This window comes from Streptomyces sp. AN091965, assembly GCF_022698285.1.
GTDB lineage: Bacteria > Actinomycetota > Actinomycetes > Streptomycetales > Streptomycetaceae > Streptomyces.
The window spans coordinates 2,512,005-2,530,308 of record NZ_JALDMY010000001.1 but is presented as its reverse complement, the minus strand read 5'-3'; the positions used below and the strand labels follow the sequence as shown (position 1 = coordinate 2,530,308).

Below are 18,304 nucleotides of genomic sequence, written 5' to 3'. Positions count from 1 at the left end.
ATCGCGGACCGTAGCTGTCCGCGAGAGGCGGCAGAATCGGCCGCATGTTGGAGACCTCCGCACGACTGCTCCGCCTGCTCTCGCTGTTGCAGGCCCACCGGGAATGGTCGGGCGCTGACCTCGCCGAGCGCCTCGGCGTGACCGCGCGCACCATCCGCAGGGACGTGGACCGGCTGCGCGAGCTCGGCTACCCCGTCAACGCGAGCCCCGGCACCGGCGGCGGCTACCAGCTGGGCGCGGGCGCCCAGCTGCCCCCGCTGCTGCTCGACGACGACGAGGCGGTCGCCGTCGCGGTGGGCCTGCGCACCGCCGCGGGACAGGGCATCGAGGGCATCGGCGAGAGCTCGGTACGGGCCCTCGGCAAGCTCGAACAGGTCCTGCCCAGCAGGCTGCGGCGGCGGGTCGGCGCCCTGAACGCCTTCACGGTGCCGATGCTGCACGCGCCCCGGCAGCAGGCCGTCGACGCCTCCGTCCTCACCGACCTGGCCGCCGTCTGCCGGGACTCCGAACGCCTGCGCTTCGACTACCTGGACCACGGCGGCGGTTCGAGCCGCCGCACCGTCGAGCCGCACCGCCTGGTGTGCACCGAGCGCCGCTGGTACCTCGTCGCCTGGGACCTGGACCGGCAGGACTGGCGCACGTTCCGCGCGGACCGGATCACGCCCCGGCCGCCGCACGGCCCGCGCTGCGCGCCCCGCACCCCGCCCGCCGACGACCTCGCCGCCTACGTCTCCCGGGGCGTGTCCACCCGCGCCTACGCCGAGCAGTCCACGGTCCGCCTCTTCGTGTCCCTGGAGGAGGCCACGCAGCGGGTGAAGCCGCTGGACGGCACTCTGGAGGCGGAGACAGAGCACACCTGTCTGCTGCGCACGGGGGCGGCCAGCCTGGAGTTCCTGGTCTTCCACGTGATGTTCCTGGGCTTCGAGTTCGAGGTGGTCGAGCCCGTGGAGGTGCTCGACCGGATCCGCTCCCTCAGGGACGTGCTCAGCCGGGCCCTGGACCGGGGTGCCGCACCTGGTCGTCCGGCGCCCGGAACGCCGCGTACTCCGGATGGTGCAGATCGAACGCGGGGGACTCGGAGCGGATCCGGGGGAGCGTGACGAAGTTGTGCCGGGGCGGCGGACAGGACGTCGCCCACTCCAGGGAGCGGCCGAAGCCCCAGGGGTCGTCGACGTCCACCTTCTCGCCGTACTTGGCCGTCTTCCAGAGGTTGTAGAGGAACGGCAGCGTGGAGATGCCGAGCAGGAAGGCGCCGATGCTGGAGAGGGTGTTGAGCACCGTGAAGCCGTCCGCGTCCAGGTAGTCGGCGTACCGCCGGGGCATGCCCTCCGCGCCCAGCCAGTGCTGGACCAGGAACGTGGTGTGGAAGCCCACGAACAGCGTCCAGAAGTGGATCTTGCCGAGCCGCTCGTCGAGCATCTTGCCGGTGAACTTCGGCCACCAGAAGTAGAAGCCGCCGAAGGTCGCGAAGACGACCGTGCCGAACACCACGTAGTGGAAGTGCGCCACGACGAAGTACGAGTCGGTGACGTGGAAGTCGATCGGCGGGGAGGCGAGCAGGACGCCCGTGAGCCCGCCGAACAGGAACGACACCAGGAAGCCGACCGCCCACAGCATCGGCGTCTCGAAGGACAGCGAGCCCTTGAGCATCGTGCCGGTCCAGTTGAAGAACTTCACCCCGGTGGGCACCGCGATCAGGAACGACACGAACGAGAAGAACGGCAGCAGCACCGCGCCCGTCGCGAACATGTGGTGCGCCCACACGACCACCGACAGACCGGTGATCGCCATCGTCGCGCCGACCAGCGGCAGATAGCCGAAGATCGGCTTCCGGCTGAACACCGGGATGATCTCGGTGATGATGCCGAAGAACGGCAGCGCGATGATGTAGACCTCCGGATGCCCGAAGAACCAGAAGAGGTGCTGCCACAGCAGCGCACCGCCGAACTGGGCGTCGAAGACCACGGAGTGGAAGCGCCGGTCCGCCTCCAGGACGAGCAGGGCGGCCGCGAGCACCGGGAACGCGATCAGCACCAGGACCGAGGTGAAGAGGACGTTCCAGGTGAAGACGGGCAGCCGGAACATCGTCATGCCCGGCGCGCGCATCCCGATGATGGTGGTCAGGAAGTTCACCGAGCCGAGGATCGTGCCGAACCCGGAGAGCGCGAGCCCCATGATCCACAGGTCGGCCCCGATGCCGGGAGAGCGCTCCAAGCTGTTGAGCGGCGCGTACGCGAACCAGCCGAAGGCCGCCGGACCGCTCGGCACGAGCAGCGAGCCGAGCACCATCAGACCGCCGAAGAGGAACAGCCAGTACGAGAGCATGTTGAGCCGCGGGAACGCCACGTCGGGCGAGCCGATCTGGAGCGGCATGATCTCGTTGGCGAAGCCCGCGAACGTCGGCGTCGCGAACAGCAGCAGCATGATCGTGCCGTGCATCGTGAAGAGCTGGTTGAACTCCTCGTTGGTCAGCATCTGGAGCCCGGGGCGGGCGAGCTCGGCGCGCATCAGGAGCGCCATCACCCCGGCGATCAGGAAGAAGACGAACGACGTGATCAGATAGAGGTGGCCGATCTTCTTGTGGTCGGTGGTGGTCAGCCAGTCGACGAGGATCGCGCCCCGCGTCCGCCGCCGCGCCGGGCGCTCCGCCGCCGCCCCCACCGTCTGCGTCCCCATGCTTGCCCCTTCGCTGTCGCGTCCTGGGCTGCCCGAAGCACAGGCCATGATGCTCGTGTGCCCCCGACTCCGACAGAGGGCGTACGGCACTCCGGCGCCGGGGCGCGCTCCGGCTCGCGGGAGCGCGGGGGCGGGAAGTGTGCGGGGAAGGGGCGGTGAGCGGGCGCGGGACGCGCGGCGAGCGGGAGAGGAATCATGAATTCCCCGTACTCCGCCGGCTTCCGCGCGGCGCCCGGGAATCCGGAATGCGGAGGATCGGCAGAAGGTTTCGGAAAGTATTCGCGCGAGGTTTCATACGCTCCTCGGACGGGGCCGGGCGGGATTTTCCGACGGTGCCTCAAGAGGGGCGCAAGAGCTTCGGAGTTCGGCCGGAATTCCGCCGTAGCGAGGGCGGAACCGCTCGTACGTGTGACGGAGTTAGGGCGAAACGCGCGTCGTGATCCTGTGACAAAAGCGTGACCGGAGGGGGATCCGTGACGCATGGTGCCGCGCTCCGGCCTTCCCCCGCGGGAATCGGCCGCCTAACGTGGCCGGTATGGCACCCATCCCGACCCCGCCCGCCGAGCCCCAGGACACCCCGGACTCCTATGTCGGCCTCGACGCCGCCGAAGCGGAGAGCAGGGCGCGCGCCCGCGGGTGGTCCACCGTCAGGTCCCTGCCGCCGGGCACGTTCATCACCATGGAGTACCTCGCGGGGCGGCTGAACTTCGAGGTCGAGGGCGGCCGGGTGAAGCGCTGCTGGAAGGGCTGAGCCCGGCGTCCCGTACGCGGGCCGTCCCGTACGAAGGCCCCGGCTCCGTGGCGGAGCCGGGGCCTTCGCGGTGCGGGAGTCAGCTGTGCGTACCGGTCCCGCGGTCCTTGGGGGGTGGGTCAGGCGCCGGTGACGGGCCGGGCCGAGGCGCCGCGCACCCGGTCCGCGTGCGGCGGGCGGCGGGGGCCCGCAGGGGTCACCGGGGTGCGCTCGTGGCGGGCCGTGTGCGGGCCGGGGGCGAGATAGGCCGGGGTGCGGGTCCGGCCCGCGGCGACGGGCTCGCGCACCGGCGGCTGCTCGCCGGAGCCCTTGTCGGCGGCCGGGGCCGCGCCCGCGCCCGTCGCCGACCGCTGCGGCACGAGCGCCGGGGCGGGGCCGACGGTGACCGGGGGCCGGGCCCGGAGGCGGTGCCAGAGGCCGAGCGCGAACGGCTCGACCCGGGCGACGAGCGGCTCGAACCAGGGCAGCGCGAGCAGGATGAGCAGGCCCGCGGCCCAGCCGAGGAAGACGTCGCTCAGCCAGTGCGTACCCAGGTAGACGGTGGTGAGGCCGACGCTCAGGGAGACCACGGCGGACAGTGCCGAAAGATAGCGGCGGGTCACCGGAGTCGAGGCCAGATAGGCGAGGATTCCCCAGGTCACGACGGCGTTGGCGGTGTGGCCCGAAGGGAATATATCGCCGCCCTGCCCCATCTCGTTCGAGCCGATCACGGTGGCGTAGTGCGGGCCGAGGCGGCCCATGCCGATCTTGGCGGCGCCCACCGTGGCGTTGAGGAGCAGCAGGGCCGTGCCGAACATCAGGAGCGGGCGGAGCGTGTGCTGCCGCCAGGAGCGCCAGCCCAGCCAGGCCGCGACCATCACGGCGGTGGGGCCGCGCTGGCCGAGCACGACCCAGTAGTCGAGGAAGCCGTGGATCTCGGGCCACTGCTGGTAGGGCCGGAAGAACATGACCTGCCAGTCGAACCGCACGAGCCAGGACGTGGCCAGGACGGCGACCACGATGGCGAGGTAGAACGCCAGGGTCGCGCTGAAGAGCACGACTCTGTGCCGGCTCATCCTCGGCACATCGAGGTGAACCGGCCGTTCCGGCTCACGGTCAAGACGGGCGAAGAGCCGGTCCAGACGGGTCAGGTTTCGTTCGGTACGCACCCAATCGACGTTACAGCGAGTGAGCGCCGTTCCCGGTCGAATCGGTGGGGTTGTGATGACGATGTGATGTGGCATTGCTCTCAGGTCCCGGCGTATTCCCGCCGGAATGCCTTTTCAATCAGGGCCGTTATACCCAATTCGTTGATCGTCGCCCCCCGGGTTTTAGGGCGCTTATGAATTCGTTCACCGGGATCTGGTGCGGAATTCTCCGGGTGCTCACCGGGCGGCCCGGAGGGTGCGCCCGGATAAATGATCTTGGCGTGATCAGGGTGGCCCCGAGCCGTTCAGCCAGAACGCCCCGTACACCGCGCCGGCCACGGCCACCCCACTGATGACCAGCACCGATCGCGAAGTCCGCAGCCGTGCGAGCGCCACCGCGAGGGGCAGCAGCAGGGGGAAGGCGGGCATCAGCAGGCGTGGTTTGGAGCCGAAGTAGCCCGCGGCGCACAGGGCGAGCACCAGGACGACCCCGGTGTAGACGAGCAGCGGCAGCGGCTGGCGCTGCCGCACCCCGGCGACGTACAGCCGGATCAGCAGCGCGACGCCGACGATCAGGCCGAGCCCGGCGAGCGCGCCCGGCACGGAGGTGAACTTGTCGCCGATGAACCGCGCGAAGGCGTAGCCGCCGTCGAAGCCGTTGCCCCAGCCCTCCTGTACGTCGAGGTAGCCGAGGAGGCCGCCGCCCGTGCGGTGCCCGACCCACAGGACGTAGGCGGCCGCCCCGAGCGGGGCGAGCAGCGCGCCGAGCGCGACGCGCAGGTCGATCCGTCCCCGGCGGCGCACTTCGAGGACCGCCGCCGCCCACAGCGCCAGGACCACGGCCCCGCCCACCGGCCGGGTCAGGCCCGCGAGGGAGGCGAGGAGTCCCGCCGTCACCCAGCGTCCCGTGAGCACCGCGTACAGCGACCAGGCGGCGAGCGCCGTGAACAGCGACTCGCTGTACGCCATCGACTGCACGATGCCGACGGGCAGCACCGCCCACAGCGCCACGGCGCACACGCCCGCCCGGCGTCCGTACACATGGTCCGCGACGGCGAAGATGCCGCCCGCCGCGCACAGCGAGGCGACCGCGCTCACCAGCAGGCCCGCGTCCGCGTGACCCAGCGGACCGACCGCCGCCACCAGCCGCTCCAGCCAGGGGAGCAGCGGGAAGAACGCGAGGTTGGAGTGCACGCTGCCGTCCGGCAGGGTCACCTCCCAGCCGTAGCCGTGCTCGGCCACGCGCACGTACCAGAGGGAGTCCCAGCGGGCGGAGAGCAGCGTGTGCGGGCTCTTGCCGGTCCCCGCGGACCACCCGGCCAGGACCGCGAGTCCCAGGGCGCGCACCCCCGCGTACACGAGCAGCGCGGTCGCTGCCGCGTGGCGCCTTTCGGTGGCCTTCCCCGCGGGGGGCTTTTCAAGATCGGTCACCCGGGCGATTATCCCCGTCCCCCTCATGCCCTTCCCCGTCGCCTCCCGGGTGTCCCGTGCGCATGGGGCTGCGCCCCTTTCCCCCCGTGTTGGCGCTTCGCGCCTCGTCCTCAAGCGCCGGACAGGCTTTTCGCTGTGGCGTATGCCACAGGCTCTCGGGGCAACCGTGAGAGGTCCGCCACGCGCGGCGCGCGTGGACTCGCGTACGCTGACGGCCACTCGCTGTTCACAGCCGCCACAGCCGGACGACCTGATCCCGTTGGGTCCCACGGGATCCCGCTGGGCCGCATTTCGCGAGGTATCACTGGGAGGTACGCACATGTCCGGGACGACCACGGCCGCCGCTCCATCCGGCCGTCGGCCCCCCGGCGCGGGCGCCAACCGCTGGGTCGTGCTCGTCGTCCTCTGCGTCAGCCTGCTGCTCGTCGCCGTCGACGCCACCGTCCTGCACGTCGCCGTGCCCGCCGTCACCGAGGACCTCAAGCCCGGCGCGATCGAGCTGCTGTGGATCGTGGACATCTATCCGCTGGTCTGCGCCTCGCTGCTCATCCTGTTCGGCACGCTCGGCGACCGCGTCGGGCGCAGACGGGTGCTGCTGCTCGGCTACGGCCTGTTCGGCGTGGCCTCGGCGGTCGCGGCGCTCGCGGACACCCCGCAGGTGCTCATCGCCGCCCGCGCGCTGCTCGGCGTCGGCGGCGCCATGATCATGCCCGCGACCCTCTCGATCCTGCGCCAGGTCTTCCCCGACCGGCGCGAGCGGGCGCTGGCCATCGGCATCTGGAGCGCGGTGGCCGCCGTGGGCGCGGCCGTCGGGCCCCTGCTCGGCGGCTTCCTGCTCGAACACTTCTGGTGGGGCTCGGTCTTCCTCATCAACATCCCGCTGATGCTCATCAGCCTGCCCGTCGGCCGCTGGCTGCTGCCCGAGTCCACCGGCGAGCGCAACGGACCGTGGGACGTCGTCGGCGCCCTGATGGCGGCGGGCGGGCTCTTCTGCCTCGTCCTCGGCGTCAAGCGGCTCGGCGGCGGCGAGTCGCCGCTCGGCTCGACGACGCTGCTTGCCCTCGCCGTCGGCGGCGGGCTGCTCGTCGCCTTCGTCCGCAGACAGCGGCGGCGCACGCATCCGCTCGTCGACCTGGCGATGTTCACGCGGCCCGCGTTCAGCACGTCCGTCGGGTGCATCGTGCTCGCGATGCTCGCCCTCGTCGGCCTGGAGCTGATCGCCGCCCAGTACCTGCAACTGGTGCTCGGCCTGTCCCCGCTGGAGACCGGCCTCCGACTCCTTCCGCTCACCATCGCCGCCATGGCCGCGGGCCTCGCGGGCTCCCGGCTGCTCCAGCGCTTCGGACCGCGCCGCATGGTCGCCTGCGGCTTCGGCCTCACCGCGCTCGCCGTGGTCGCGCTGACCGGCATGGGCGGCGACGACAACGCCCCGCTGCTGCTCACCGGCTTCGTGCTGCTCGGCTTCGGCCTGGAGACCACTCTCTTCGGGGCGTACGAGTCCATGCTCAGCGAGGCCCCGCAGACCCAGGCCGGCGGCGCCGCGGCCATCGGTGAGACCTCCTACCAGCTGGGCGCGGGCATCGGCATCGCCCTGCTCGGCAGCGTCATGAACGCGGCGTACGCGCCCGGGCTCTCCTCCGTGCGGGGCGTCCCCGCGGCCGACAGCGCGGCGGCCGGGCACTCCCTCGGCGAGGCCTACGAGGTCGCCGACCGGCTCGGCGGGGGACAGGGCGAGGCCCTGCGGTCCGCCGCGCGGGACTCCTTCGTCCACGGCCTGCACGTGACCCTCCTGGTCAGTGCGGGACTGCTGCTGCTCGGCGCGCTCGCGGCCCTGCGGCTGCCGCGCCGCATGGACTGCGGCGGCCCGGCCGGGCAGGGCGAACCGGGGATACCCGTGCCCCGGGACGGCGCGGGCCTTCCCGCGAAGTCCCTCCGCTGAGGCGCACCCCGGCGGGGCCCTGATCGGCCTTCGGCCTCGTCCCCGGACGCCGGACGGGCTGAAAGATCCAGCGTGGCCGGTCGCTCTGGACGCGGGGGACCGCGCGTCGTAGCGTCAGGCCGAGCCGTGACTGACTACCAGTGCTAGTTAAGAACGCCCCGCCGGAGGCCCCGCATGTCGTCCGCAAGCAGCCGCACCCGCCCGCCCTTCGACCCCGCCGACCCGCTCGGCGTCGACGACCTCCTCGCCCCTGAGGACCTCGCCGTCCGCGACACCGTCCGGTCCTGGGCGGCCGACCGCGTGCTCCCGCACATCGCCGAGTGGTACGAGACCGGCGAGCTGCCCCAGGTGCGGGAGCTCGCCCGCGAGCTCGGCTCGATCGGGGCGCTCGGCATGTCGCTCACCGGCTACGGCTGCGCGGGCGCCAGCGCCGTGCAGTACGGGCTCGCCTGCCTGGAGCTGGAGGCGGCCGACTCCGGCATCCGCTCGCTCGTCTCGGTCCAGGGCTCGCTCGCCATGTACGCGATCTGGAGGTTCGGCTCCGAGGAGCAGAAGCAGCGGTGGCTGCCGGGGATGGCCGCGGGCGAGACCATCGGCTGCTTCGGCCTCACCGAGCCCGACCACGGCTCCGACCCGGGCTCCATGCGCACGTACGCGAAGAAGGACGGCACCGACTGGGTCCTCACCGGCCGCAAGATGTGGATCACCAACGGCTCGGTCGCGGGCGTGGCCGTGGTGTGGGCGCAGACGGACGACGGGATCCGCGGCTTCGCGGTGCCCACCGACGCCCCGGGCTTCTCCGCCCCCGAGATCAAGCACAAGTGGTCGCTGCGCGCCAGCGTCACCAGTGAGCTGGTCCTGGAAGAGGTGCGGCTGCCCGCCGACGCGGTGCTGCCCGGCGCCAGTGGGCTCAAGGGCCCGCTGAGCTGTCTCACGCACGCGCGCTACGGCATCACCTGGGGCGCGATGGGCGCGGCCCGCGCCAGCTTCGAGGCCGCCGTGGAGTACGCCAGGACCCGGGAGCAGTTCGGCAGGCCCATCGGCGGCTTCCAGCTCACCCAGGCCAAGCTCGCCGACATGGCGGTCGAACTGCACAAGGGGATCCTGCTCGCGCACCACCTCGGGCGGCGCATGGACGCCGGGACCCTGCGGCCCGAGCAGGTCAGCTTCGGCAAGCTCAACAACGTACGGGAGGCGATCGAGATCTGCCGCACCGCGCGCACGATCCTCGGTGCCAACGGGATCTCCCTCGAATACCCCGTGATGCGGCACGCGACGAACCTCGAATCGGTGCTCACCTACGAGGGCACCGTCGAGATGCACCAGCTGGTGCTCGGCAAGGCGCTCACCGGAATCGACGCCTTCCGGTGAGGCCCCGCCTCAGCTCTGGTTGAAGAAGCCGTCGGCGCGGCGGCCGGGGCCCTCGCCGTTGACGATCTCCGTGTGGGCCGGGGTCAGCAGGAAGACGCGGTGCGCCACCCGGTCGATGGACCCGCGCAGACCGAAGATGAGCCCGGCCGCGAAGTCCACCACGCGCTTGGCGTCGGCGGGCTCCATCGCCGTGAGGTTCACGATGACCGGAACCCCGTCACGGAAGAGTTCGCCGATGCCCCGGGCGTCGCGGAAGCTGTCCGGCGTGACGGTGCCGATCCTGGCGCCCTTCTCCTCGGCCGCGTCCGACGCCACCTTCACGCGCGGGTCCGTGACCCAGGCGTCGGACTCGGGGCCCTCGGCCCCGTCGTCTTCGTAGCCGTCGTAGTAACGCTCGTCGTTGTTGTCGTCGACGAGGCCAAGCCAGGCACTCGCCTTGCGCACCGATCCCATGGACGCCTCCTCTCGCTGCGGTCTGCTCGTGTTCCGCACCCCTATCGTCGTCCATGATGCGGATGGTGCGCCAAGGGGATAGACGCCGGGCAGGGGTTTCGTGACGGTACTGGTGCACAGTCAACGGGCCGACACGCGTGGTTCTTCAAGGGGATTGCCGTGCCGGGCTGCTGACTGTGAGTGAAATATGATTTCTCTCGGCGTCCGGGTGACGAGCGGTGCGTACGGGTGAACGGGCCGCTCGCTACGATGCCCGCGGGGGGTCCGTGGCGCGGTGCCGAGCTGCCGTTGACGGACCGTCAGTAGTCGTTCGACCACGCACGGGACCGCCGCTGGGCCACGCATGTGACGCGTCGGTGCACGGGGGAGCACACGGGGGTAATCGTCTTGTTCGGAATAGTCAGGCCCTGTGCCCATCGCCTCGGTGAGGGGCTCAAGGACCAGTGGATGGCGCATCTGTGCGGGCTCTGCCTCGCGCTGCGCGGTGACCACGGACAGTTCGCACGCGTCGTGACCAACTACGACGGGCTCATCATCTCGGTCCTGACGGAGGCTCAGGTCGAGCGCACCACCGGCCGGCGGCGCACGGCGGGCCCCTGTCCGCTGCGCGGCATGCGCACCGCGTCGGTCGCCCGCGGCGAGGGCGCCCGGCTCGCCGCCGCCGTGTCGCTGGTGCTCGCCTCGGCGAAGGTGCGCGACCACGTCGTCGACGGCGACGGCCTGTTGGCCCGCAGGCCGGTGGCCGCCGCGGCCCGCCGGGTCGCCGGGCGCTGGGACCGGGCGGGCGCGCGCACCGGCGCCGACGTGGGCTTCGACACGGCCGTCCTCGTCGACGCCGTGGAGCGGCAGGAGGGCATCGAGGCCCTGGCGGGCCCCGGCACGTCCCTGCTCACCGTCACCGAGCCCACCGAGACGGCCACCGCGGCCGCCTTCGCGCACACCGCCGTCCTCGGGGGCCGCCCCGGCAACGCGGAGCCCCTCGCCGAGGCGGGGCGGCTCTTCGGCAGGATCGCGCATCTGCTCGACGCCGTGGAGGACCGGCAGGCCGACGCCGCCGCGGGCGCCTGGAACCCGATCACGGCCACCGGCGCCACCGCCGCCGAGGCGCGCCGCCTCGCCGACGACGCGCTGCACGGCATCCGGCTCGCCCTCGCCGAGGTGGAGTTCACCGACGCCAAGCTCGCGCACTTCCTGCTCGTGCACGAGCTGGGCCGGTCGGTGGACCGGGCGTTCGGGACGGCGTCCTGCGGGCACGCCGTGACGGCGTACGACGGTTCCGGTTCCGGCCCGTACGGCGGTGGCGGCGGTCAGGGGCCCTACGGCGGCTCCGGCGCGTACGGCGGCGGGTCGCCGTACGGGGACGGCGGGGCCCACTACGGCGGCGCGGCCGGGGGCGGACAGGGCGGCGACGGCTTGGGCGGCGGGGGCTTCGGCCCCTGGTCGGGGGAGCCGAAGAAGCCGCGCGGGTTCTGGGCGGGCTGCCTCGTCGCGATCGGCCTGTGCTGCACGTGCCGGCTGTGCTGCGCCCGCGAGTACGAGGGGCCGTGGTCCCGCAAGAAGCGCAAGGGCGCCTGCCGGGACTGCGACTGCCCGTGCGAGTGCTGCGAGTGCTGCGCGTGCGACTGCTGAGCGGTCTTGTGGAAGTGTGGTGCGGTTCGGCAGCGCCCCGCAGGGGCGCGGGGCTGTGCCGATATGCGGCTCCGCCGCGCGGGCGCGACCGGCCACGACGGTCCCGCAGGCGATCGACGGCCCGTCGCGGGAATTCCAGCGAAGCGCTCAGCCGCGGCCCCGCCCGGCCGGGGTGACGCCGGGTCAGTCCTTGATCTCCCGCGGTGAGATCCGGGACGCGTCGATCGCCGACGCCCGCGTGCCCCACTTCTTCAGGATGCGGTCGTACGTCCCGTCCTCGATGAGCTGATTGACCGCCGCCTGGAACGCGGGCGCCAGCTTCGTGCCCTTCTTGAACGCGAAGCCCACGTCCAGGCGGTGGAACTCGCCGAGGAACTTCAGGCCGGGCTGCTGCTTCACCGCGTACCGCAGGCCGTTGATGGTCGACATCACCACGTCGCTGCGGCCCTGTTGCAGGGAGCCCCAGATCGCGCCCTGCTCGGTGTACGTCTTGACGCTGTACGGCTTCTCGCCCGCGTCGGCGCACACGTGCTTGTTGTCCTCCAGGGTCACCTCGAACGTGGTGCCCGCGCCGGTGGCCACGTTCAGACCGCACAGCTGACGGAAGTCCGTGACCTTCTTGAGCTTGCTGTCGTCGCGGACGGCGAAGCCCTGGCCGTCGTTGATGTAGGTGACGAAGTCGATCGTCCTGCGCCGCTCCTCCGTCACGCCGAAGTTGCCGGTGCCCAGGTCGTACTTGCCGCTGCCGAGCGCGGGCAGGATCGCCTCGAAGCTCGCGGTCTCCCGCTTCAGGCGCAGACCGAGGGCCTTGGCGACGGCGTCGGCGAAGTCGATGTCCTGGCCGACGACGGTCTTGCCGTCCTCCAGATAGGCGGAGCCCGGTGGGGTGCCGCCGACGCTGCTGCCGATTCTCAGGGTGCCGCGTTCGCGCACGTCGGCGGGCAGGAGCGCCGCCGCCTTCGCGTTCTTCCGCACCGCCGACACGACGTCCGTCGTCGGGAGCTTGCCGCTCCCGCCCCCGGGCGCCGCGCCCGCCGAGGCGTCGGAGGAGCCGCCGGAGCCGCACGCGGTCAGCGCGAGCGTGGCGGTCGTGATCAGGGCGAAGGCGGACAGGGACGTGCGGGACGTGCGCATGGCGTGACGTTCTCCGGTGTCGGGGCGCGAAGGCGGGCGGAAAGGGGGCGAGCGAGGGGAGGGGGTGTGGCCGCGTCCACGGACGCGTGTGAAGACGGGGCAACCGCGCGCGGACGCACGGGTGTTACGGCAGGGCGGACGTACGGGACGGCGTCCGTACGGGGGTACGGGCGCGCCGCGTACGGAGGTGCGGGAACGCGGGAACGCGACGTGCGGGAGTACCGGAGAAGGGTGAGACGACCGGTCCGAAGAGTGGGACGCGGTGGGCGAAGGGCCCGGAGGCGCGGCGGGGCGGTCGGCTCAGAAGAGCATCAACAAGACGCCGACCACACGCGACCGAAGTCGATGTGGGAGCGCGTGACCAGCCACTGCTGCGGATGCATGAGCACAAGTGGAACAGGCATCCGGAAAGGCGTCAACTGCGTTGAGACGTACGGCTCATATTCTGGACAGACGTGTGAGACGGCGCGGCGGTCGGCCTTGACAGCGGGCGCGACGTGCCACGTAGTCTCGGGAGGCGGACGCGTGCTGAGGGGCTCGCTCCGTGCGGGCCGGTCGGCCCGGCGTGGCCCGCGTGTCGCACGCGGCGCAGGTGAAGGCACCACTCGCACCATCGGAGCCTTTGCATGTCATCCGACGCCCTCACCAAGGTGGCCGTCCACCGGCCCGACCCTGCCGGACAGCATCCGGCCGAACCCCGCATCGTGCCCCGGCGCCACCTCGGCCAGTGGGCGGCCGCGGCCGTCGTCGTCGCGGCGCTCGTCCTCGCCCTGAACTCCGTCGTGCGCAACGACGCCTTCCAGTGGGGGGTCGTCGGCGACTACTTCACCACTGCGGCCGTGCTGCGCGGACTGTGGCTCACGCTGTGGCTGACCGCCGCCGTGATGGTCCTCGGCTTCGCGCTCGGCACCCTGCTCGCCCTCGGCCGGCTTTCGAGCAACCCCGTTCTGCGGGCGGTCAGCTGGGGCTACGTCTGGTTCTTCCGGTCGATGCCGATCCTGGTGCAGCTCCTCTTCTGGTTCAACATCGGCGCGCTGTACCCGACGCTGCTCGGCATCAAGACCGTCGACCTGCTCGGGCCCGTCACCATCGCCGTCATCGGGCTCACCCTGCACGAGGCCGCGTACGCCGCCGAGGTCGTGCGCGGCGGCATCCTCTCCGTCGACCGGGGGCAGACCGAGGCCGCGCAGTCGCTCGGGCTCGGCCGCGCCCGCCGCTTCCGGAGAATCGTTCTTCCGCAGGCCATGCGCTCCATCGTGCCCCCGGCGGGCAACATGCTGATCGGCACGCTCAAGGGCACCTCGATCGTCAGCGTCATCGCCGTACAGGACCTGCTGTACTCCGTGCAGCTCGTGTACCACCGCACCTACCAGGTCATCCCGCTCCTGCTCGTCGCCACGCTCTGGTACGTCGTCGTCACCTCCGTGCTCAGCGTCGGGCAGTACTACGTGGAGCGGCACTACGCGCGCGGCTCGGAGCTCGCCCGATGAGCACCGCGACGGCCTCGTCGACGGTGGCGGGGACGCCCACGCTCGTGATCGTCGGCGCGGGCCCGCGCGCCACCGGCCTCATCGAGCGCATTGCCGCGAACGCGCCGTCCCTGTACGCCGGGGCGCGCCTGGACATCCACCTCGTCGACCCCTATCCGCCGGGGCCGGGGCGCATCTGGAGGGAGCGGCAGTCGCCGCTCCTGTGGATGAACTCGCACGCACAGGACGTCACCCTCTTCACCGACGACACCGTGGACCTCGCGGGACCCGTCCGGCCGGGCCCCGCGCTGCACGAGTGGGCGGGCGTCGACGGGCAGACCTTCGCCGGGCGCCGCACCCAGGGCGCCTATCTGCGCTGGGTGTACGAGACGTCCGTGGCCGCGCTGCCGCCGGGCATCACCGTGCACCACCACGCCCGGCGCGCCCTGCGTCTGACCGGGCCCCGCGCGGGCCGCCAGCGGGTGTGGCTCGAAGGCCGCCCGCGCCCCCTGCTCGGCGACCTCGTGATCCTCGCCCAGGGCCACCTCGACGCCGACCCCGACGCCGAGCAGCTCCACCTGGCGCGGCACGCCCGCGAGCACGGACTCGTGCACCTGCCGCCCGACTTCACCGCCGACAGCGACCTCGACGCCCTCGAAGCGGGCCAGAACGTGCTGGTCCGCGGCTTCGGCCTGGCCTTCGTCGACCTCATGGTGCTCCTCACCGAGGGTCGCGGCGGACGCTACGACGGCGACACCTACGTGCCCTCGGGCCGCGAGCCGGTCCTGTACGTCGGCTCGCGGCGCGGCGTGCCGTACCACTCCAAGCTCGGCTACGGCTGGGACGACGGCGAACGCCCGCCGCTGCCGCGCTACCTGGGGCCCGCGCAGATCGACGAGCTGCTCGCCAGGCCCGGCGGCTTCGACTTCGTGCGCGACGTGTGGCCGCTGATCGAGAAGGAGCTGGGCTTCGCCCACTACCACCGCCTGTTCGGCGCGCACCCCGAGCGCACGGCCGTCGCCTGGCACGACTTCGACGAGAAGTACGCCGCCTGCCCGCCCGGCAGCCCCGAGCTGCACGCCCTGGTCTCCGCCGCCGTGCCCGACCCCGCCGACCGGCTCGACCTCACCGCCCTCGACCACCCGCTGGACGGCGTCCGCCACTCCTCGTACGCGGGGCTCCAAGAGGGCCTGCGCGCCTACATCACCGCCGACCTGACCCGGCGCCACGACCCCGCGCACAGCCCCGACCTGGCCGTCTTCCTCGGCCTGCTCTCCGTCTACGGGCAGCTCACCCGGCTCGGCGACATCGGCCCCTGGTGGCACGGCTACTTCAGCTACCTCGCGTCGGGGCCGCCCGGGCCGCGGCTGCGCCAGCTGCTCGCCCTGTCCCGCGCGGGGATCGTGCGGTTCCTCGGTGCGGACCTGCGCATCGAGGCGCGCGACGGGGTGTTCCGGGCGACGAGCGCCACCGTGCCCGGGCAGCACGTGGAGGCCCGCGCCCTGGTCGAGGCGCGCCTTCCGCAGCCCACGCTCGCCCGCACCCGCGACCCGCTGCTGCGCGCCCTGCACGCCGAGGGGGTGGCCGAGACGCCCGACGGGCTCCTCGCCGTCGACCCCGCCGACGGCCGTGTCCGGGACCGCGCGGGCAGCCCGCACCCGCGCCGCTTCGCCCTCGGCCCGCACACCGACGCGCGCGGCGCGGGCGCCTTCACGCGGCCGCGCACCAACAGCCCTTCCTTCCGGCAGAACGACGCCACCGCGCGCGCCGTCCTCACCTTCCTGCACGAGACCTTCCCTCACGAGGCCGGGCGGTGACCGCCGCCCGAGAGAGGTGTACTCCGATGTCCGCAAGCCCACCCCCCTGCCGAGGCCCGCTGCATCTCGCCGCCGCCGTCGACCTGCCCGGCGTCCACGACGCCGCGCCCTTCGTCGACCTCGCCCGGCTCGCCGAGCACGGCGCCCTCGACTTCGTGACCCTCGGCGACGGCTTCGCCCGCCGCGGGCTCGACGCGCTCGCCGTGCTCTCCCGCGTCGCGCCCGCCACCGGACGCGTCGGCCTGGTGCCCACCGTGACCATCACGCACACCGAGCCCTTCCACGTGCAGGCGGCCGTGGCCACGCTCGACTGGGTCAGCCACGGCCGGGCCGGGTGGACCGTCGAGGTGTCCGCGACCGAGGCCGAGGCCAGGCTGTTCGGGCGGCGCCGGACGGCCCCGCGCGACGCGCTGTGGCGCGAGGCGGGCGAGGTCGCCGACGCCGCCCGGCGGCTGTGGGACAGCTGGGAGGACGACGCCGAGATCCGGGACGTGGCCACCGGCCGTTTCATCGACCGGGACAAGCTGCACTACGTCGACTTCGAGGGCGCCACCTTCTCCGTGCGCGGGCCCTCCATCGTGCCCCGGCCGCCGCAGGGCCACCCCGTGGTCGTCGTCGACGCCACCGCCGAGCACACCCGCGACGTGGCCGTCCGGCACGCGGACGTCGCCCTGGTCCGGGCCGCGAGCCCGGCCCAGGCCGGGGCCGCCCGCGCCGATCTGCGCGGTCGCGCGGCCGCGCTCGGCCGGGACCCGGAGGAGCTGCGGGTGCTCGCCGCGCTCGTCGTGGACCTCGGTGGCGGGGAGCACGCCGCGCAGCCGGGGCACGGCGGCGGCCCGCACCCCACCGCCGACGGACCGCTCTACCGGGGCGGGCCCGTCGACCTGGCCGACCTCATCGCCGCCTGGCACGCGGCGGGCGCCGCCGACGGCTTCCACCTCACGCCCGTGGAGCCGCGGCGCGACCTGGAGCGCCTGGTCAACGGCACGGTCTCGCTGCTCCAGCACCGCGGTCTGTTCCGCACCTTCTACCCGGGCGCCACGCTCCGGGACCACCTGGGCCTCGCCCGGCCCGCCAACCGCTACGCGGCGCACGCGAGGGAGGCGTCATGACGACCGGCACCCAGGGGCCGGGTCCGCGGGGGCCCCGTACACAGGGGTCCCGTACACAGGGGTCCCGTACGGCCGGGTCCTCCGCGCGCAAGCAGATCCACCTCGCCGCCCACTTCCCCGGCGTGAACAACACCACGGTGTGGGCCGACCCCCGGTCGCGCTCGCAGATCGAGTTCTCGTCGTTCGAGCACCTGGCCCGGACCGCCGAGCGCGGGCTCTTCGACTTCTTCTTCCTCGCCGAGGGCCTGCGGCTGCGCGAGCACAAGGGCCGCATCCACGACCTGGACGTCGTCGGCAGGCCGGAGTCCCTCACCGTCCTCAGTGCCCTCGCCGCCGTCACCGACCGCCTGGGCCTGGCCGCCACCGTCAACGCGACCTTCAACGAGCCCTATGAACTGGCCCGCAGGCTCGCCTCGCTCGACCACCTCAGCGGCGGCCGCGCCGCCTGGAACGTCGTCACCTCCTCCGACGCCTTCACCGGCGAGAACTTCCGGCGCGGCGGCTTCCTCGACCGCGCCGACCGGTACACCCGTGCCGCCGAGTTCGTCGCCACGGCCCGGGAGCTGTGGGACTCCTGGACGCCCGGGGCGGACGGCGCCCCGGGCGGGCCGCGCCCCTTCGCGCACAGCGGGCGGCACTTCGCCCTCTCCGGGGAGTTCGGCGTGGACCGGCCGCCGCAGGGACACCCCGTCGTGATCCAGGCCGGGGACTCGCCCGAGGGCCGGGAGTTCGCCGCGTCGGCCGCCGACGTGGTCTTCACCCGGCACGGCACCCTGGAGGCGGGCCGCGCGTTCTCCGCGGACGTCAAGGGCCGCCTCGCCCGGTACGGCCGCACGCCCGAGGACCTCAAGATCATGCCCGGCGTCACCTTCGTCCTCGGCGACACCGCGGCCGAGGCGCAGGAGCGGGCCACCGAGATCCGCCGTCTGCAGGTCTCGCCGCAGAACGCCCTCCTGGCCGTGGAGCAGGTGTGGGGCGTCGACCTGTCGGCGTACGACCCGGACGGGCCGCTGCCCGACATCGACCCGGACCCGGACCCGACGCTCGTCCAGGGCCGGGTGCCGATCGGTGACCGGTTCGCGGTCGCCGAGAAGTGGCGCGCGCTGTCCCGGGCCAAGGGCCTCTCCCTCCACCAGACGGTGATCGAGACGACCGGGCGGCAGTCCTTCATCGGCACCCCCGCCGCCGTCGCCGAACAGCTCGACGAGTTCGTACGGACCGACGCCGCCGACGGCTTCATCCTCGTCCCGCACCTGACGCCGGGCGGGCTCGACGAGTTCGTCGAACGGGTGGTGCCGCTGTTGCAGGAGCGCGGCGCGTTCCGCACGGAATACGAGGGCGCGACGCTGCGCTCACACCTCGGGCTGTCCGAGCCCGCACGGAAGGGTTGATTCA

General features: G+C 72.8%; 14 protein-coding genes. 9 read left to right on the top strand and 5 right to left on the bottom strand.

The features are described 5' to 3' along the window. Nucleotides 1–44 precede the first annotated feature (44 nt). Nucleotides 45–1,100 carry a helix-turn-helix transcriptional regulator gene (locus tag MQV74_RS10285; RefSeq protein ID WP_242716084.1) on the top strand — a complete coding sequence of 352 codons (1,056 nt, stop codon included), beginning with the start codon at nucleotides 45–47 and terminating at the stop codon, nucleotides 1,098–1,100. On the opposite strand, the gene ctaD is transcribed toward MQV74_RS10285, so the two are convergent. Further along, nucleotides 985–2,676 carry an aa3-type cytochrome oxidase subunit I gene (ctaD, locus tag MQV74_RS10280; protein WP_242716082.1) on the bottom strand — a complete coding sequence of 564 codons (1,692 nt, stop codon included), beginning with the start codon at nucleotides 2,674–2,676 and terminating at the stop codon, nucleotides 985–987. The two genes, MQV74_RS10285 and ctaD, sit on opposite strands and share 116 nt — an antisense overlap. A gap of 535 nt (nucleotides 2,677–3,211) precedes the next feature. On the opposite strand from ctaD, the gene MQV74_RS10275 reads away from it, so the two are divergent. Continuing rightward, nucleotides 3,212–3,427, top strand: coding sequence for an I78 family peptidase inhibitor (locus MQV74_RS10275; RefSeq protein WP_138958862.1), 216 nt, complete (start codon nucleotides 3,212–3,214; stop codon nucleotides 3,425–3,427). Between the two features lie 119 nt (nucleotides 3,428–3,546). Here MQV74_RS10275 and MQV74_RS10270 read toward each other — a convergent pair whose 3' ends face one another. Both MQV74_RS10270 and MQV74_RS10265 read right to left on the bottom strand, forming a co-directional pair. Then, entirely contained in the window at nucleotides 3,547–4,575 is a 1,029-nt protein-coding gene (locus tag MQV74_RS10270) for a phosphatase PAP2 family protein (protein WP_242716080.1), read from the bottom strand. Nucleotides 4,576–4,839: 264 nt separating this feature from the next. Further along, nucleotides 4,840–5,985 carry a glycosyltransferase family 39 protein gene (locus MQV74_RS10265; protein ID WP_242716078.1) on the bottom strand — a complete coding sequence of 382 codons (1,146 nt, stop codon included), beginning with the start codon at nucleotides 5,983–5,985 and terminating at the stop codon, nucleotides 4,840–4,842. Between the two features lie 319 nt (nucleotides 5,986–6,304). Between MQV74_RS10265 and MQV74_RS10260 the strand changes: the two genes are divergently transcribed. Both MQV74_RS10260 and MQV74_RS10255 read left to right on the top strand, forming a co-directional pair. Continuing rightward, complete coding sequence (locus MQV74_RS10260; RefSeq protein ID WP_242716076.1) at nucleotides 6,305–7,924, top strand: MFS transporter; 1,620 nt, start codon at nucleotides 6,305–6,307, stop codon at nucleotides 7,922–7,924. A 174-nt stretch (nucleotides 7,925–8,098) separates the two neighbouring features. Beyond that, nucleotides 8,099–9,295, top strand: coding sequence for an acyl-CoA dehydrogenase family protein (locus tag MQV74_RS10255; RefSeq protein WP_242716074.1), 1,197 nt, complete (start codon nucleotides 8,099–8,101; stop codon nucleotides 9,293–9,295). 9 nt (nucleotides 9,296–9,304) lie between these two features. On the opposite strand, the gene MQV74_RS10250 is transcribed toward MQV74_RS10255, so the two are convergent. Then, the gene (locus MQV74_RS10250) at nucleotides 9,305–9,748 is read right to left on the bottom strand and encodes a cell division protein SepF (protein WP_242716072.1); all 444 of its coding nucleotides are present in this window, start codon (nucleotides 9,746–9,748) and stop codon (nucleotides 9,305–9,307) included. A 387-nt stretch (nucleotides 9,749–10,135) separates the two neighbouring features. Between MQV74_RS10250 and MQV74_RS10245 the strand changes: the two genes are divergently transcribed. Then, nucleotides 10,136–11,377 (top strand): DUF5685 family protein, encoded by a 1,242-nt coding sequence (locus tag MQV74_RS10245; RefSeq protein WP_242716070.1) that lies wholly within the window; start codon nucleotides 10,136–10,138, stop codon nucleotides 11,375–11,377. A gap of 183 nt (nucleotides 11,378–11,560) precedes the next feature. Here MQV74_RS10245 and MQV74_RS10240 read toward each other — a convergent pair whose 3' ends face one another. Then, entirely contained in the window at nucleotides 11,561–12,511 is a 951-nt protein-coding gene (locus MQV74_RS10240; RefSeq protein WP_242716068.1) for an ABC transporter substrate-binding protein, read from the bottom strand. 626 nt (nucleotides 12,512–13,137) lie between these two features. Between MQV74_RS10240 and MQV74_RS10235 the strand changes: the two genes are divergently transcribed. Genes MQV74_RS10235 through MQV74_RS10220 form a run of 4 tightly spaced genes read left to right on the top strand, consistent with a single transcriptional unit; the run spans nucleotide 13,138 to nucleotide 18,300 of the window. After that, nucleotides 13,138–14,001 (top strand): amino acid ABC transporter permease, encoded by an 864-nt coding sequence (locus MQV74_RS10235; RefSeq protein ID WP_242716066.1) that lies wholly within the window; start codon nucleotides 13,138–13,140, stop codon nucleotides 13,999–14,001. Beyond that, a complete protein-coding gene (locus tag MQV74_RS10230; protein ID WP_242716064.1) occupies nucleotides 13,998–15,797 on the top strand; it encodes an FAD/NAD(P)-binding protein in 1,800 nt (599 codons plus the stop codon). The genes MQV74_RS10235 and MQV74_RS10230 overlap by 4 nt, the downstream gene beginning before the upstream one ends. Before the next feature lie 26 nt (nucleotides 15,798–15,823). After that, nucleotides 15,824–16,909 carry an LLM class flavin-dependent oxidoreductase gene (locus tag MQV74_RS10225; RefSeq protein ID WP_242716062.1) on the top strand — a complete coding sequence of 362 codons (1,086 nt, stop codon included), beginning with the start codon at nucleotides 15,824–15,826 and terminating at the stop codon, nucleotides 16,907–16,909. Then, nucleotides 16,906–18,300, top strand: coding sequence for an NtaA/DmoA family FMN-dependent monooxygenase (locus MQV74_RS10220; protein WP_242716059.1), 1,395 nt, complete (start codon nucleotides 16,906–16,908; stop codon nucleotides 18,298–18,300). The genes MQV74_RS10225 and MQV74_RS10220 overlap by 4 nt, the downstream gene beginning before the upstream one ends. The last annotated feature ends 4 nt before the right edge of the window (nucleotides 18,301–18,304 follow it).

Bases quoted from the DNA above. Each gene is read 5' to 3' on its own strand.
- MQV74_RS10225 (WP_242716062.1), top strand. From the start codon at position 15,824: ATGTCCGCAAGCCCACCCCCCTGCCGAGGCCCGCTGCATCTCGCCGCC.
- MQV74_RS10285 (WP_242716084.1), top strand. From the start codon at position 45: ATGTTGGAGACCTCCGCACGACTGCTCCGCCTGCTCTCGCTGTTGCAG.
- MQV74_RS10255 (WP_242716074.1), top strand. From the start codon at position 8,099: ATGTCGTCCGCAAGCAGCCGCACCCGCCCGCCCTTCGACCCCGCCGAC.
- MQV74_RS10275 (WP_138958862.1), top strand. From the start codon at position 3,212: ATGGCACCCATCCCGACCCCGCCCGCCGAGCCCCAGGACACCCCGGAC.
- MQV74_RS10230 (WP_242716064.1), top strand. From the start codon at position 13,998: ATGAGCACCGCGACGGCCTCGTCGACGGTGGCGGGGACGCCCACGCTC.
- MQV74_RS10235 (WP_242716066.1), top strand. From the start codon at position 13,138: ATGTCATCCGACGCCCTCACCAAGGTGGCCGTCCACCGGCCCGACCCT.
- MQV74_RS10220 (WP_242716059.1), top strand. From the start codon at position 16,906: ATGACGACCGGCACCCAGGGGCCGGGTCCGCGGGGGCCCCGTACACAG.
- MQV74_RS10250 (WP_242716072.1), bottom strand. From the start codon at position 9,748: ATGGGATCGGTGCGCAAGGCGAGTGCCTGGCTTGGCCTCGTCGACGAC.
- MQV74_RS10240 (WP_242716068.1), bottom strand. From the start codon at position 12,511: ATGCGCACGTCCCGCACGTCCCTGTCCGCCTTCGCCCTGATCACGACC.
- ctaD (WP_242716082.1), bottom strand. From the start codon at position 2,676: ATGGGGACGCAGACGGTGGGGGCGGCGGCGGAGCGCCCGGCGCGGCGG.
- MQV74_RS10260 (WP_242716076.1), top strand. From the start codon at position 6,305: ATGTCCGGGACGACCACGGCCGCCGCTCCATCCGGCCGTCGGCCCCCC.